Source organism: Bradyrhizobium sp. Kon37 (assembly GCF_055807535.1).
Genome location: NZ_JBVVOY010000103.1, coordinates 1 through 593 on the forward strand (window position 1 = coordinate 1; position 593 = coordinate 593).

At 50.4% G+C, this 593-nt stretch carries 1 protein-coding gene; it reads left to right on the forward strand.

The features are described 5' to 3' along the window. Nucleotides 1–593 (forward strand): AAA family ATPase (locus AC0L3J_RS37270; RefSeq protein WP_473350416.1); only part of this gene is annotated, 593 nt, incomplete at both ends.

Below are 593 nucleotides of genomic sequence, written 5' to 3' on the forward strand. Positions count from 1 at the left end.
AAGTATTGCTGTTGTATGTGGCAATCCTGGTGTGGGCAAAACCGAAGCGGCCCGTGAATATCGCCGCACCAATAACAATGTCTGGATGATCACCATTACGCCATCCTGTGCCAGCGTTCTGGAATGTCTTACTGAACTGGCGTTTGAGCTGGGAATGAATGACGCACCACGCCGTAAAGGGCCGCTCTCCCGCGCCCTGCGACGTCGCCTTGAAGGTACACAGGGGCTGGTTATCATCGACGAAGCTGATCATCTTGGTGCCGAAGTTCTGGAAGAACTCCGCCTGTTACAGGAATCAACCCGTATTGGCCTTGTGCTGATGGGAAATCACCGGGTTTATTCAAATATGACGGGGGGTAACAGAACGGTTGAATTTGCCCGTCTGTTTTCCCGTATTGCAAAGCGCACTGCAATTAATAAAACCAAAAAAGCCGATGTAAAAGCTATTGCGGATGCCTGGCAGATTAACGGCGAAAAAGAACTGGAGTTATTACAGCAGATTGCGCAGAAACCAGGTGCGCTTCGCATTCTGAATCATTCACTTCGCCTTGCAGCCATGACGGCTCACGGTAAAGGTGAGCGTGTTAACGAAG